Here is a 13,102-nt window from a genome sequence, read left to right on the forward strand (position 1 = left end):
CTTCGGCCTGCTGCCGGTCTCCTGCGGGCTTCCGCAAACGTCGCGTGGTGTTCACACGGATGTCGGGGGTCGGCGGCATGATCGGTGCATGGTCCACCAGCTCCTGACCCCCTCGCAGGAGATCCGAACGGATCGCCTCCTGCTCACCCCGCTGACCCCGGCCGACATCGACGACGTGCACGCGCTCTTCTCGGACGCCCGCACGTGGCAGCACCTGCCCACGGGTCGGCACGTGGCGCGGAGCTCGAGCGTGGACATGGTGCAGCGCAAGATCGGCGGTCGTGCACGCCACGGCCTCGGGTCCTGGGCGGTCCGCATCGCCTCCGACCACGCCTTCGTCGGTGTGGGCGGGGTCGACATGACCGCCGGTGGGGTCTGGAACCTCGGCTACCGTCTGGCGCCCGCGGCATGGGGGCAGGGCTTCGCGTCCGAGATAGCCCTCGCTGCCGCCCGTGCCGCCGCCGACGCCGCTCCGGACGTCCCGGTGACCGGCCGCGTGCTCACGAACAACCCTGCTTCTGCAGCCGTGCTGCGTCGTGCGGGCCTGTCTCTGGTGTGGCAGGGGGCTCCCGCAGCGCAGAACCGTGCGGCCGCCGGGGTCGAGGGGCAGGTCTGGACCGATCGGCTGCTCTCCGACGAGCAGTTCGCCTGGCTCGTCGCCAACGCCTGAGCACCGACTCCGTCCCTTCGTCACCGCGCACGTTGGTCTTCCCGGCCTGACTCGCTACTGTGATGGGCACTGGTCATGTCCGCGCATGACCACCGCCCAGGACCAGCAACGGAGCACGAGGGACGCATGACGAGCCGCATCACCGAGGGTGCCGAACCGAAGCACCAGCAGCTGCGGCGCATCCTGCTCGACCTCGTCACCACACGGCTGGCTCCCGGCGCTGCGATCCCGTCCGAACGCCAGCTCATCGCCGAGTACGGCGTCTCCCGGATCACCGTGCGTGAAGCCCTCGGACAGCTGGTGAACGAGGGGTACCTGGAGCGCGTCCGCGGCAAGGGCACCTTCGTCGCGCACCGGCCCGTGCAGTCGACGCTGCACCTCGCCTCGTTCACCGAGGAGATGCGGGCGATGGGGCACGAACCGACCACCGTGGTGCTCGTGCGCGAGGAACGCGTGCCGCCGGCCGACACCGCCGCGGCCCTGCGGATCGATCAGGACGTGCCGGCCTTCCACGTGAAGCGTCTGCGGATGGCCGACGGCGCCCCGGTCTCGATCGACGACGCCTGGCTCGTGGCCGACGCGTTCCCGGGCCTGCTCGACCACGACCTGTCCGGGTCGGTGTACTCGATCATCGCCACGGAGTACGGCACCCCGATCGACCGCGCGCAGCAGACGGTCGCGGCGAACCCGGCGGCCGACGACGTCGCGACGCTGCTCGGCACGAAGACCGGAGCACCGGTGCTCGAGTTCGACCGGGTGTCGTACGCGGGGGAGCGACCCGTGGAGCACACCCGCAGCTGGTACCGATCGGACCGTTACCGCGTGCAGATGGAGGTCACCGCGACCCCCGCGGTCGCGTAGACCCGCCCAGCAACGCGAAAGCGACCGTGTGCCGCGGGTGTCCCGCAGCGCACGGTCGCTCTCGACGAGGAAAAACCCCTAGACCTCGAAGAGGGTTTCGCCGTCGAGCACCGTGGTGCCGACCTTCCCCTGGTCGACGCTGTCCGGCGTCGAGCCGAGCACGACGACCGGGCAGATCGGCGAGTACCCGGCGGCCGAGATGACCGAGGGGGTGAACCGGACGACGGGGTCACCGGTGGTGACGGTGTCGCCCTCGGTCGCGAGGAGCTCGAAGCCCTCGCCGGAGAGCTTCACGGTGTCGATGCCGACGTGCACCAGGACATCGGTGCCAGCGGCGCCCTGCAGGGCGAACGCGTGCGGGTGCAGCTTCACGATGGTGCCGTCGACCGGGGCCACCGCGGTGACCGCGCCCTCGACGCCCGTCGGGTCGACCGCGACGCCGGCACCGACGAGCTGCCCGGCGAACACCGGGTCGGGCACGTCGGCGAGGGCGACGACCGGGCCGCCGAACGGGGTGCGGACGACGGTCACAGTTCGTCCTGGATGTCCTGGGCGAGGTTGTCGGCGACCGTGCCGACGATGACCTGCCAGCCGGTGCCGCCACCGATGACCGCCTGGGCTCCGGCTGCCTGCAGGGCGGCCTTGTCGACCAGGTCCCCGTCCTCGACCTCGACACGGAGGCGCGTGATGCAGCCCTCGACCTCTTCGATGTTCTCGGCACCGCCGAGTGCGGCGATGATGTCGGCTGCCTTGATGTCGGCCATCGTTTCCTCCTCGTTAAGGGTTTGCGTCGCAGGTTGACACCGGACCGCTCGCGGATCAGACTACGGAACTGGTCATGACCGGACAGGACCGGACCTGGCGACACCGCCGAGGTTACCTGCGCTGGCTGCACGACTCAACTCACCCCGACAGCTCCACCCAATGACGAGAGGACCTCCGATGAGCGCCACCACTGCCACGGATGTGCCGGAGAAGAAGAAGCCGAAGAAGCAGTCACGGCTGTTCGCACAGGCCCAGCGCCTCGGACGGAGTCTGCTCCTGCCGATCGCGGTCATGCCTGCAGCGGGCATCCTGCTCCGCCTGGGCCAGTCCGACATGCTCGGCGCGATCCCCGGCTTCGAGCAGGGCGCGACGATCATCGCGGCCGCGGGCAACGGTGTCTTCACCTGGCTCCCGCTGCTCTTCGCGGTCGGCATCGCGATCGGTTGGGCCAAGAAGTCCGACGGCACCACCGCGCTCGCGGCCGTCGTCGGGTACATGGTCATGTACCAGGTGTTCGCCGCCATGTCTCCGATCGTCCTCGCCGGTGTGAAGGACGCCAACGGTGACCAGGCGACGATCAACTTCGGCGTGCTCGGCGGCATCGTGATGGGTCTCGTCTCCGCGGTCATGTGGGAGAAGTTCCACCGCACGAAGATGCCCGACTTCCTCGGGTTCTTCTCGGGCCGTCGCCTCGTCCCCATCCTCACCGCGGTCGCGGGTCTCGTCATCGCCGTCGCGATGTCCTTCGTGTACCGCTACTTCGACATCGCGCTGACCGCGGCGGGCACGGCCGTGGCCGACAACGCCGTGATCGGCGGCGGCATCTTCGGCTTCGTGAACCGCATGCTCATCCCGATCGGGCTGCACCAGCTGCTCAACTTCTTCCCGTGGTTCCAGCTCGGCAGCTTCACCGGTGCCGACGGCGTCACCTACCACGGCGACATCGCCCGGTTCCTCGCTGGCGACCCGACCGCCGGCATCTTCCAGACCGGCTTCTTCCCGATCATGATGTTCGCACTGCCCGCCGGTGCCCTCGCGATCTGGCGCAACGCCAAGCCGCAGAACCGCAAGCTCGTCGGCGGCATCATGATCTCCGCCGCACTGACCTCGTTCGTCACGGGCATCACCGAGCCGCTCGAGTACTCGTTCATGTTCGTGGCGTTCCCGCTGTACATCATCCACGCGGTGCTCACGGGTACCTCGCTCGCCCTGGTGAACGCCCTCGGGATCCACGACGGGTTCTCGTTCTCGGCCGGAGCGATCGACTACGTGCTGAACTTCGGCAAGGCCGACGGTGCGATCTGGCTCATCCCGATCGGCCTCGGCTACGCGGTCGTCTACTACTTCCTGTTCAGTTTCGTGATCAAGAAGTGGAACCTCCGCACCCCCGGGCGTGAAGAGGACACGATCGCCGAGAACACGATCGACGCGGCCACCAAGCCGTAGACGCGCGTTCCGACGGACGGGAGGCCCGGTGCCAGCTGGCACCGGGCCTCCCGTCCGTCTCCTGGTCGCGCTGAGAGCCCTCATAGCGGTTTTGACAATCGTTATCAGTAGGCGTTAGCGTCGTGCCATGCACAACCGCCTCCTCGCCCTCCCGCTCGTCGCCGGCGCCGCCGCGCTCGCCCTGACCGGGTGCGCCACCTCGTCCGCCTCGGGGAGGCCAGCGGTGACGGCACGGTCAACGTCGTCGCCTCCACCAACGTCTACGGCTCGATCGTCAAGATGATCGGTGGCGACGCCGTCACCGTGACGAGCATCCTGAGCGACCCGTCGCAGGACCCGCACTCGTTCGAGTCGAGCGCCCGCACGCAGCTCTCCGTGTCGAAGGCCGACCTGCTCATCGAGAACGGTGGCGGGTACGACGACTTCATGACGACGCTCGCGAACGCCTCGGACACCAAGGCCGACACGATCAACGTCGTGAAGCTCTCCGGCCTCGACAAGGGCGGCAGTGCCGAGTTCAACGAGCACGTCTTCTACAGCTACCCGACGATGGTGAAGCTGGTCGAGGCGGTCACGAAGGACCTCAGCGCGCTCGACGAGAGCGGCAAGGACGCCTTCGAGAAGAACGCCGCCACGCTCACCACCAAGCTCGAGGACCTCGAGGCCCAGACCGACGCCGTCAAGAAGCAGGACTCCGGCGACAAGGTGGCGTACACCGAGCCGGTGCCGGGGTACCTGTTCGACGCGATGGGGCTCGAGAACGAGACCCCGCCGGCCTTCTCCGAGGCCATCGAGGAAGGCGACGACGTCCCGCCGGCGGCCCTCCGCGACACCCTCGCGCTGTTCACCGGCAAGCGCGTGCAGCTGCTCGCCTACAACAACCAGGCGTCGAGCCCCGAGACCGAACAGGTCCAGAAGGCGGCCGAGCAGAACGACATCCCCGTCGTCGGTGTCACGGAGACGCTCCCCAAGGGGCAGGATTACGTCTCGTGGCAGCAGGCGAACATCGACGCGGTGAAGGCAGCGCTCCAGAAGTGACGACCTCGACCGCAGCAGCGGCGACCCACGGCCCGGCGACCACCACGGTGGACGACCGGGCTGCGGCTCGTCCGGTCCTCGCGCTCCGCGACGCCGGGTTGTCCTACGGCGCCCGGAAGCTCTGGGCAGGCCTCGACCTCGACCTCGCGCCGGGGGAGTTCGTCGCGGTCCTCGGCCCGAACGGCGCCGGCAAGACCTCACTGCTCCGTACCGTCCTCGGGCAGCAGCGGCTGACGAGCGGCACGATGTCGTTCCTCGGGCAGCCGGTGCACCGCGGCCACCGGAAGATCGGCTACATCCCGCAGCAGCGTCTGATGGAGGCGGGGACGCCCCTGCGCGCGCGGGACATGATCGCCCAGGGCGTGACCGGGCACCGGTGGGGCATCCGACGTGCGTCGAAGGCCGATCGGATGCGCATCGACCGGGTCCTCGACGAGGTCGGCGCCACCGCCTTCGCGAACGCCCCCGTCGCCGAGCTCTCCGGCGGCGAACAGCAGCGCACCCGCGTCGGGCAGGCCATCGCCGCAGACCCCGCCCTGCTGCTGTGCGACGAACCCCTGATCTCGCTCGACCTGCGGCACCAGCGCGGGATCACCGAGCTCATCGACCGCGAGCGCCGGCAACGCGACGCCGCCGTGCTCTTCGTGACGCACGACGTGAACCCGATCCTCGACGTCGTCGACCGCGTGCTCTACATCGCCGGGGGTCGGTTCCGGATCGGTTCCCCGGACGAGGTCCTGCGCGCCGACGTCCTGAGCGACCTGTACGGCACTCCCGTCGACGTCGTCCGCACCATGGGACGCATCGTCATCGTCGGGGCGAACGAGGCCCACGAGCACCACCCGGGCGAGGTCGACCCGCACGCTGACCAGCCGGACGAGGGGCGGATCTGATGGACGTGCTCTCGACCGTCTTCTCGTTCCAGGACTACGGCCAGCTCCTCGTGCTGGTGCAGAACTCGATCTGGGCCGGCGCGGTGCTCGGCATCGTCGGCGGGCTCATCGGACCGTTCGTCGTCGCCCGGAACATGCCCTTCGCCGTGCACGGCATCTCGGAGCTCTCGTTCGCCGGGGCCAGCGCGTCGCTGCTGCTCGGGGTGAACGTCGTCTCCGGCTCACTCGTCGGATCGGTCATCGCTGCCCTGCTCATCGGCGTCCTCGGGTCGCGTGCCCGGGAGCGCAACTCGATCATCGCCGTCCTCATGCCGTTCGGGCTCGGGCTCGGCATCCTCTGCCTGGCGCTCTACAAGGGCCGGGCCGCCAACAAGTTCGGGTTGCTCACCGGGCAGATCGTCTCGGTCGACAACCCGCAGCTGACGTTCCTGATCGTGGTCGCCGCGATCGTCGTGGCGACGCTGCTCGTCATCTGGCGCCCGCTGATGTTCGCCTCGGTCGACCCCGACGTGGCCGCGGCCGCGGGGATCCCGGTGCGGACCCTCGCGATCGTGTTCATGCTCGTGCTCGGACTGGCCACCGCCGTGTCGGTGCAGATCGTCGGTGCGTTGCTCGTGCTGTCCCTGCTCGTCACCCCGGCGGCCGCGGCCCTGCGCCTCAGCTCGCACCCGGTCGTCGTGCCCGTGCTGTCGACGGTGTTCGCGGTGACGTCGGTCGTCGGTGGCATCCTGCTCGCACTGGGCGGCGGCCTGCCGATCAGCCCCTACGTGACAACGATCTCGTTCGCGATCTGGGTGGTCTGCCGGATCATCGGGTCACGACGCGACAGGCGGGGACGCAACCGCGTCGCCGGCCGGAACCAGCGTGGCGGGGGCGAACCGGGCCTCCAGGCCGGGACGACGTCGACAGCCGGTCGGAAGGAAGAGGTGTCAGCATGAACGCCGTGCAGAAGACCAAGCGGAACACGTGGCAGCGCGAAGCGGTGCGCGGAGCCCTCGACTCGACCGAGGGGTTCGTCAGCGCGCAGGCGCTGCACCAGCACCTGCGGGACGAGGGCTCGACCATCGGTCTGGCCACGGTCTACCGGGCCCTCGCCGACCTGGCCACCGAGGGCGACGCCGACTCGCTGCAGCAGGACGGCGAATCGCTGTACCGGGCGTGCACGACGGACGCGCACCACCACCACCTGATCTGCCGGAACTGCGGCCGGACCGTCGAGATCGAGGCGGACCCGGTGGAGCAGTGGGCGCAGGACGTCGCCGCCGCCAACGGGTTCACCAACGCCAGCCACGTCGTCGACATCTTCGGCGAGTGCGCCGTCTGCACGGCAGCCCGCGCGACCGCCGCAACCGACGAGTAACCTGCCCCGCATGCACGTCATCCTGGTCCCCGGGTTCTGGCTCGACGCGAGCGCGTGGGACGACGTCGCCCCGGTGCTCCGCGAGGCCGGGCACTCGGTGCAGGCGATCACGCGTGACGGCGACACGCTCGACGAGCAGGTCGCCGCGTTGGTCGCGATCCTGGACGACGTCGCGTCCGCCGACGAACCGGTCGTGCTCGCCGGACACTCGGGTGCCGGGCCGATCGCGTACATGGCCGCCGACCAGCGCCCGTCGCTCGTCGCGCACCTGCTCTACGTCGACACGTTCCCGGGGCCCGAGGGCGGGTGCGTCAACGACGAGCTGCCCGTGGTCGACGGGGTCGTGCCGCTGCCGTCGTGGGACATCTGGGAACCCGCCACCGTCCGGGGCATGACGCCCGAGGTCCGGCAGGACGTCGAGCACCGGGCGATCCCCGAGCCGGCCTCGGTGCCGTCGGACCGGTTCCACTACGCCGACCCGGCACGGCACACGATCCCCGCGACGATCATCACCTGCGAGATCCCCGCCGCCGAGCTGCTGGCGATGGTGGCGGACCACCAGGCCTGGGCGGCCGAGCTCGTCGCGACCGAGGAGCTCTCCATCGTCGGGCTCGAGACCGGCCACTGGCCGATGTTCACGGCGCCGCAGCAGCTCGGGGAGCTGATGGTGCAGGCGCTCGCGCCCAAGCCGACGCAGGCGCCGTAGGGGCGACCACACGGGTGCGTGAGCGGCCCTGTCCGGCAGCCACGGGCCTCCAGGCCTGGAGGCGCGGCTTGCGACACGCCCGGTCCTCGCGTAACGTGGACCCCTGGTTCTCCGCGTCCGCGCGGCGGACCCGTTGTTCCAAGCCCTCCGACCGTCGCGAACGCCGCGGTCGCGTGGTGTCCGGCTCTCCTTCGACAGGGGATGCGGACCTGGGCGGTGCACACAACCCCCTCGCACGGTCACCCCGGTGGCAGTGCGCGTGTGCACCAGGCAAGTGAACTTGGGTGCGGCCGTCCGGTCGCACGGTACTCAGGAGGAAACCATGGCAGCAGTGTGCCAGGTGACCGGCGCCGTTCCCGGCTTCGGTCACAACATCTCGCACTCGCACCGCCGGACGAAGCGTCGCTTCGACCCGAACGTGCAGAAGAAGACGTACTACGTGCCCTCGCTTCGTCGTAACGTCACGCTCACGCTCAGCGCGAAGGGCATCAAGGTGATCGACGCACGTGGCATCGAGTCCGTCGTCAAGGATCTCCTCGCCCGTGGGGAGAAGATCTGATGGCGAAAAAGGGTCAGGACATCCGTCCGATCATCAAGCTCCGCTCGACGGCGGGCACCGGGTTCACCTACGTGACCAAGAAGAACCGTCGGAACAACCCCGACCGACTCGTGCTGAAGAAGTACGACCCGGTGATCCGCAAGCACGTCGACTTCCGTGAGGAGCGCTAAGCATGGCGAAGAAGAGCAAGATCGCGAAGAACAACCAGCGTGCCGTCATCATCGCGCGCTACGCCGAGCGTCGTCTCGAGCTGAAGAAGGCCCTCGTGGACCCGAACGGCACCGACGAGTCGCGTGAGGCCGCCCGCGTGGGCCTGCAGAAGCTGCCCCGCGACGCATCGCCCATCCGGTACCGCAACCGTGACGCCATCGACGGCCGCCCCCGTGGCCACCTCGGTGAGTTCGGCATCAGCCGTGTCCGCTTCCGTGACATGGCCCACCGCGGCGAGCTCCCCGGCATCACGAAGAGCTCCTGGTAAGCACTCGCAGTACACGACGCCCCGTCACCTCCTGGTGGCGGGGCGTTCGCTGTGTACGGGGTACATGCGAGCCGTCATTCGTCACATCTGCCCCTCCAGCACCCCCTCGGAGCCCCGACAACCCCGGAAATCCGGGCGAGTCGGCGGTTTTCACCCCCGGCGGCTGGTAGGTTCAACTCCGGTTCCGCCGGGCCCTCGGCCCACTGGCACCGTGGCACGGGGCAACCGCTCCGGGCGCCGGACGACACGTGCGTCCGACCGATACTGCAAGAAGTCCGAGGAGGACATCCATGGCTGACAAGTCACTGAACCGCACCGAGCTCGTCGCTGCCGTCGCCGCTGAGTCCGGCCAGAGCCAGGCCACCGTCAACGGCGTCGTCGACGCGCTCTTCAGCGTCGTCTCGTCGTCCGTCGCCGACGGCACGAAGGTCACGATCCCCGGTTGGATCGCCTTCGAGAAGACGCACCGCGCCGCCCGCACCGGCCGCAACCCGCAGACGGGTGACGCCATCGAGATCGCCGCGAGCGACTCGGTCAAGGTCAGCGCCGGCTCGAAGCTCAAGGCTGCGGTCAAGTAAGACTGTTCCGCGCATCGGGAGGGACGGCTTCGGCCGTCCCTTTCGTCGTTCCCGGGGCGCGTGCGTGGACGTGTGCTCGGTCGGGCGCGCGTGCGTGCGCCCGGTGCGCGCGTCCTGCCTGGAGGCCCGAGCCGGTTTGCACAGATCGGCCCGCCCCGTCCGTCGGCCGGGTGGGCACCGCCTAGGCTTGACGGGTGAATCGGATCGCGCGCATCGCCGGTCCCGCCGTGCTCCTGCTCGTCGGGTTCGTGGCGCTGCTCACGGCACTCGTCATCGGTGGGGGCGCGAACCCCGCACTCATCGCCGACCCGGGGCCCGTCGTCCGCTTCGGGCTGCCGATCGCCCGGCTCGTCGTCGACCTGGCCGCGGCCACCACGATCGGTGGGCTCGCACTGGCGACCATCGGCCTCTCGCGCTCCGGCCCCGAGTGGAACCGCGCGATCGACGTCGCCGCCGGGGCCAGTGGCGTCTGGACGGTCGCGTCGGCCGTCGCCACGTTCTGCACGTTCCTCAGCGTCGCCGGTTCGCGCATCAGCATCGACGAGCAGTTCGGGCAGTCGATGGGGGTGTTCCTCACCGGCACCGAGCTCGGTCTCGCCTGGCTCGTGACCGTCCTCGTCGCCGCGGCCGTCACGGTGCTCTGCTTCGCCGTCCGTTCGCGGGGCATGGTCGCCCTGACCGCCGGCGTCTCGATGATCGGCCTCATCCCGCTCGCGCAGCAGGGCCACGCCGCCGGCACCGCGAGCCACGACGCCGCCGTGACGGCACTGGGGCTGCACCTGGTCGGTGCGGCGCTGTGGGTCGGTGGGCTCGTCATGCTCGTGCTGCTGCGCGGGGTGCTGCCCGGCGACCGGCTGGCTGCCGTCGTGGCCCGGTACTCGAGCATCGCCCTCGGCTGCTTCGTGCTCGTCGCCGTCTCCGGCACCGCGTCGGCGCAGATCCGCGTCGGGGCGCTGTCCAACCTGTTCACCCCGTACGGCACGCTCGTCCTGGTGAAGATCGGTGCGATCGTCGCCATCGGGGTCCTCGGCGCGGTGCAGCGTCGTCGGGCCATCCGTGCGCTGACCACCTCGCCCGATCGACAGCGGCCCTTCTGGACCCTCATCGTGGTCGAGCTCGCGGTGATGGGTGTGGCGTCGGGGTTCGCCGCGGCACTCGGGCGGACCGCCACGCCGGTCGACCAGATCGCCCTGAGCAAGACCACCGACCCGAGCCCCGCGGAACTCCTGACCGACGACCTGCTGCCGCACGCGCCCGGTGCGTGGGGCTGGCTGACCCAGTGGAACATCGACCTGTTCTGGCTGATCGCCGCCGTGCTGCTCGCTGCGACCTACGTGGCCGGCGTCGTGCGACTGCGACGGGGCGGCGTTCGGTGGCCGGCGCGTCGCTCGATCGCCGCGGCCCTGGCGGTCGTGTCCCTGGTGGTCGCGACCTCGGGCTCGCTGCACCAGTACGACCGGTTCCTCGTCTCGGCGAACGTCGGTGCCCACGTGCTGCTCGGCCTGGTCGTCCCCGCCCTGGTGTGGGCGGCGGCCCCCGTCGCCCTGATCCGCGCCGCCGTGCAACCCCGGAACGACGACAGCACGGGCGTGCGTGAGTGGACCGACGTCATCGTCGAGCACCCGTCCGTGCGCTACCTGGCCCAGCCGTTCCCCGCGTTCCTGCTCGCGGCGGCCCTGTGGTGGGCCTTCTTCGCGACCGACGCCGTCCGGTGGTCGGTGAGCGACCCCACCGGCCGCACCGTCAGCGACGTCGTGTTCCTGCTGGTCGGGCTCCTGGCCGTCCCGACGCTCTGCACACCGATCCCCGCCGGGCACCGTCGTCCGACCACGGCTGCCGCGGTCGTCCGGATCGTCGGTGCCGTGGTGATCGCGGCGGGCACGGTCTCGCTCGGCATCGCGATGCGCGGGCCGCTCGGGCTGCTGCAGGCCTCGTGGTTCGGCGCGATGGGTCGGACGTGGGGGCCGGACCCGCTCGTCGACCAGGCCAGGGCCGGCCTGGTGCTGATCGTCGCCGGGGTGCTGCTCCTGGTGACCGTGGTCGTGGTGGTGCTCGTGCGGCTGCGGCGTGACGGCGGAGACGCGGTCGACATTGTTGACGCAGCTGCAGCCGGTTCCACCGCCGTCGCCGAGCCCGCTGCCCGGGCCGACCAGGACGACCTGGACTTCGACGACGTCAGTGACGACCTCGAACCCTCGCCCGGGGCGGACGCCCGATGAGCATCGAGCTGAGCGACGAACAGCGCGCCGTCTTCGAGTACATCGAGCACACCCGTGACCACGTCTTCATCACCGGCCGGGCCGGCACGGGCAAGTCCACGCTGCTCAACCACCTGTCGTGGAACACCGAGAAGCAGGTCGTCATCTGCGCCCCGACGGGAGTCGCTGCGCTCAACGTCGGCGGCCAGACGATCCACTCCCTCTTCCGGCTGCCGATCGGGCTCATCGCCGACGCCGAGCTGCGGCAGGGCCCGGACACCCGCAAGCTCCTCAACACGATCGACACCCTGGTCATCGACGAGGTGTCGATGGTCAACGCCGACCTGCTCGACGGCATGGACCGGTCGCTCCGCAAGGCCCGCGGTCGGCAGTTCGAGGCGTTCGGCGGCGTCCAGGTCGTGATGTTCGGCGACCCGTACCAGCTGCCCCCGGTGCCCGGCGACGCCGACGAGCGCGCCTACTTCACCGACCACTACCGGTCGATGTGGTTCTTCGACGCCAAGGTGTGGCTCGAGGCCGAGCTCAACATCATCGAGCTCGCCACGGTGCACCGGCAGCGCGACGACGCCTTCGCCGCGATGCTCACCGCCGTCCGGCACGGCCGGGTCACCGCGGACATCGCCGAGCAGCTCAACACCGCCGGGGCACGTCCGGCTCCGGACGACGCCATCACCCTGGCGACCCGCAACGACACGGTCGCCCGGATCAACAAGGCGGCCCTCGAACGGCTGCCCGGCAAGGTGAAGACCGCCAAGGCCGACGTGAACGGCGACTTCGGTGGACGGAACTTCCCGGCCGACGAAGCCCTCGAGCTGAAGCCCGGAGCGCACGTGATGTTCCTGCGCAACGACGCCGACCAGCGCTGGGTGAACGGCACCCTCGGCATCGTGACGGCCATCCGCGACACCGTGTGGGTCGACGTCGACGGTGAGTCGTTCGAGGTCCAGCCGTCGGTGTGGGAGAAGTTCAAGTACTCGTACGACGCGGACAAGAAGGAACTCAAGAAGGACACCGTCGGGGAGTTCCAGCAGTTCCCGCTCCGACTGGCCTGGGCCGTGACCATCCACAAGTCGCAGGGCAGCACCTACGACCGGGCCGTGGTCGACCTGGGCAACCGGGTGTTCAGCGCGGGCCAGACGTACGTGGCGCTGTCGCGGCTGACCTCGCTCGAGGGGTTGTTCCTCACCCGCCCGCTCCGGCCGCAGGACATCATCGTGGACCTGGACGTCCGGCGCTTCATGTCCGAGGCGCCCCGCATCGTCGCCACCGAGCTCGAGTCCCCGAAGAAGCAGCCCGACGCCGACTGACGCGTCCGACCTGCGGCTGTCCCCGGCCGCCGTCCGAGCGGGTTCCGTCCGTTCCGCGCGGCGCGGCGCGGTTGAGCGGTCACGACTCCCCGTCGGTCCCGCCTCGAGCGGTCACGATCTGTCGCTCCGAGGCGCCGCAGCCGACGGTTCGTGACCGGCCGGCAGACCTGAGCGGGGAGTCGTGACCGGACGACACACCCGCCGGACCACCCCGCCGCCCGC

At 70.0% G+C, this 13,102-nt stretch carries 16 protein-coding genes; 14 read left to right on the forward strand and 2 right to left on the reverse strand.

Annotated elements, in window-relative coordinates:
* The first annotated feature begins 88 nt into the window (after window positions 1-88).
* Both ACZZ9K_RS12570 and ACZZ9K_RS12575 read left to right on the forward strand, forming a co-directional pair.
* The gene (locus tag ACZZ9K_RS12570; protein WP_463444216.1) at window positions 89-670 is read left to right on the forward strand and encodes a GNAT family N-acetyltransferase; all 582 of its coding nucleotides are present in this window, start codon (window positions 89-91) and stop codon (window positions 668-670) included.
* Between the two features lie 126 nt (window positions 671-796).
* Window positions 797-1,531 (forward strand): GntR family transcriptional regulator, encoded by a 735-nt coding sequence (locus tag ACZZ9K_RS12575; protein ID WP_027464961.1) that lies wholly within the window; start codon window positions 797-799, stop codon window positions 1,529-1,531.
* A gap of 78 nt (window positions 1,532-1,609) precedes the next feature.
* On the opposite strand, the gene ACZZ9K_RS12580 is transcribed toward ACZZ9K_RS12575, so the two are convergent.
* Together ACZZ9K_RS12580 and ACZZ9K_RS12585 are read right to left on the reverse strand one after the other, a co-directional pair.
* Window positions 1,610-2,062: a PTS sugar transporter subunit IIA gene (locus tag ACZZ9K_RS12580; RefSeq protein ID WP_463444217.1), complete on the reverse strand. Its 453-nt coding sequence runs from the start codon at window positions 2,060-2,062 to the stop codon at window positions 1,610-1,612.
* Complete coding sequence (locus tag ACZZ9K_RS12585; protein ID WP_027464959.1) at window positions 2,059-2,295, reverse strand: PTS transporter subunit EIIB; 237 nt, start codon at window positions 2,293-2,295, stop codon at window positions 2,059-2,061. Before ACZZ9K_RS12585 ends, ACZZ9K_RS12580 begins: the two co-directional genes overlap by 4 nt.
* 178 nt (window positions 2,296-2,473) lie before the next feature.
* On the opposite strand from ACZZ9K_RS12585, the gene ACZZ9K_RS12590 reads away from it, so the two are divergent.
* The 12 genes from ACZZ9K_RS12590 to ACZZ9K_RS12645 all read left to right on the forward strand — a co-directional run bounded on the left by ACZZ9K_RS12590 (window position 2,474) and on the right by ACZZ9K_RS12645 (window position 12,880).
* Window positions 2,474-3,742: a PTS transporter subunit EIIC gene (locus ACZZ9K_RS12590; RefSeq protein WP_463444218.1), complete on the forward strand. Its 1,269-nt coding sequence runs from the start codon at window positions 2,474-2,476 to the stop codon at window positions 3,740-3,742.
* A gap of 189 nt (window positions 3,743-3,931) precedes the next feature.
* A complete protein-coding gene (locus tag ACZZ9K_RS12595) occupies window positions 3,932-4,780 on the forward strand; it encodes a metal ABC transporter solute-binding protein, Zn/Mn family (protein WP_463444219.1) in 849 nt (282 codons plus the stop codon).
* A 47-nt stretch (window positions 4,781-4,827) separates the two neighbouring features.
* The gene (locus tag ACZZ9K_RS12600) at window positions 4,828-5,673 is read left to right on the forward strand and encodes a metal ABC transporter ATP-binding protein (protein WP_463444754.1); all 846 of its coding nucleotides are present in this window, start codon (window positions 4,828-4,830) and stop codon (window positions 5,671-5,673) included.
* Window positions 5,673-6,611 carry a metal ABC transporter permease gene (locus ACZZ9K_RS12605; RefSeq protein ID WP_071246245.1) on the forward strand — a complete coding sequence of 313 codons (939 nt, stop codon included), beginning with the start codon at window positions 5,673-5,675 and terminating at the stop codon, window positions 6,609-6,611. Before ACZZ9K_RS12600 ends, ACZZ9K_RS12605 begins: the two co-directional genes overlap by 1 nt.
* Window positions 6,608-7,033, forward strand: a complete 426-nt coding sequence (locus ACZZ9K_RS12610) for a Fur family transcriptional regulator (protein WP_027464954.1) — start codon at window positions 6,608-6,610, stop codon at window positions 7,031-7,033. The genes ACZZ9K_RS12605 and ACZZ9K_RS12610 overlap by 4 nt, the downstream gene beginning before the upstream one ends.
* 10 nt (window positions 7,034-7,043) lie before the next feature.
* Window positions 7,044-7,739 carry an alpha/beta fold hydrolase gene (locus ACZZ9K_RS12615; RefSeq protein WP_214526814.1) on the forward strand — a complete coding sequence of 232 codons (696 nt, stop codon included), beginning with the start codon at window positions 7,044-7,046 and terminating at the stop codon, window positions 7,737-7,739.
* 322 nt (window positions 7,740-8,061) lie between these two features.
* The gene (rpmB, locus tag ACZZ9K_RS12620; RefSeq protein WP_027464952.1) at window positions 8,062-8,298 is read left to right on the forward strand and encodes a 50S ribosomal protein L28; all 237 of its coding nucleotides are present in this window, start codon (window positions 8,062-8,064) and stop codon (window positions 8,296-8,298) included.
* Window positions 8,298-8,468 (forward strand): 50S ribosomal protein L33, encoded by a 171-nt coding sequence (gene rpmG / locus ACZZ9K_RS12625; protein ID WP_017886456.1) that lies wholly within the window; start codon window positions 8,298-8,300, stop codon window positions 8,466-8,468. The genes rpmB and rpmG overlap by 1 nt, the downstream gene beginning before the upstream one ends.
* A gap of 2 nt (window positions 8,469-8,470) precedes the next feature.
* Window positions 8,471-8,776, forward strand: a complete 306-nt coding sequence (gene rpsN / locus ACZZ9K_RS12630; protein WP_017886455.1) for a 30S ribosomal protein S14 — start codon at window positions 8,471-8,473, stop codon at window positions 8,774-8,776.
* A 290-nt stretch (window positions 8,777-9,066) separates the two neighbouring features.
* Window positions 9,067-9,354, forward strand: coding sequence for an HU family DNA-binding protein (locus ACZZ9K_RS12635; protein ID WP_017886454.1), 288 nt, complete (start codon window positions 9,067-9,069; stop codon window positions 9,352-9,354).
* Window positions 9,355-9,548: 194 nt separating this feature from the next.
* Window positions 9,549-11,573 (forward strand): cytochrome c oxidase assembly protein, encoded by a 2,025-nt coding sequence (locus tag ACZZ9K_RS12640; RefSeq protein WP_463444220.1) that lies wholly within the window; start codon window positions 9,549-9,551, stop codon window positions 11,571-11,573.
* Window positions 11,570-12,880 carry an ATP-dependent DNA helicase gene (locus ACZZ9K_RS12645; RefSeq protein ID WP_463444221.1) on the forward strand — a complete coding sequence of 437 codons (1,311 nt, stop codon included), beginning with the start codon at window positions 11,570-11,572 and terminating at the stop codon, window positions 12,878-12,880. The genes ACZZ9K_RS12640 and ACZZ9K_RS12645 overlap by 4 nt, the downstream gene beginning before the upstream one ends.
* Window positions 12,881-13,102: the final 222 nt, after the last annotated feature.

This window comes from Curtobacterium sp. AC268 (genome assembly GCF_979258745.1).

What these genes read in the sequence shown, in the direction of transcription:
- ACZZ9K_RS12570 (WP_463444216.1), top strand. Translation starts at nt 89, where the DNA reads ATGGTCCACCAGCTCCTGACCCCCTCGCAGGAGATCCGAACGGATCGC.
- ACZZ9K_RS12575 (WP_027464961.1), top strand. Translation starts at nt 797, where the DNA reads ATGACGAGCCGCATCACCGAGGGTGCCGAACCGAAGCACCAGCAGCTG.
- ACZZ9K_RS12585 (WP_027464959.1), bottom strand. Translation starts at nt 2,295, where the DNA reads ATGGCCGACATCAAGGCAGCCGACATCATCGCCGCACTCGGCGGTGCC.
- ACZZ9K_RS12590 (WP_463444218.1), top strand. Translation starts at nt 2,474, where the DNA reads ATGAGCGCCACCACTGCCACGGATGTGCCGGAGAAGAAGAAGCCGAAG.
- ACZZ9K_RS12605 (WP_071246245.1), top strand. Translation starts at nt 5,673, where the DNA reads ATGGACGTGCTCTCGACCGTCTTCTCGTTCCAGGACTACGGCCAGCTC.
- ACZZ9K_RS12610 (WP_027464954.1), top strand. Translation starts at nt 6,608, where the DNA reads ATGAACGCCGTGCAGAAGACCAAGCGGAACACGTGGCAGCGCGAAGCG.
- ACZZ9K_RS12615 (WP_214526814.1), top strand. Translation starts at nt 7,044, where the DNA reads ATGCACGTCATCCTGGTCCCCGGGTTCTGGCTCGACGCGAGCGCGTGG.
- rpmB (WP_027464952.1), top strand. Translation starts at nt 8,062, where the DNA reads ATGGCAGCAGTGTGCCAGGTGACCGGCGCCGTTCCCGGCTTCGGTCAC.
- rpmG (WP_017886456.1), top strand. Translation starts at nt 8,298, where the DNA reads ATGGCGAAAAAGGGTCAGGACATCCGTCCGATCATCAAGCTCCGCTCG.
- rpsN (WP_017886455.1), top strand. Translation starts at nt 8,471, where the DNA reads ATGGCGAAGAAGAGCAAGATCGCGAAGAACAACCAGCGTGCCGTCATC.
- ACZZ9K_RS12635 (WP_017886454.1), top strand. Translation starts at nt 9,067, where the DNA reads ATGGCTGACAAGTCACTGAACCGCACCGAGCTCGTCGCTGCCGTCGCC.
- ACZZ9K_RS12645 (WP_463444221.1), top strand. Translation starts at nt 11,570, where the DNA reads ATGAGCATCGAGCTGAGCGACGAACAGCGCGCCGTCTTCGAGTACATC.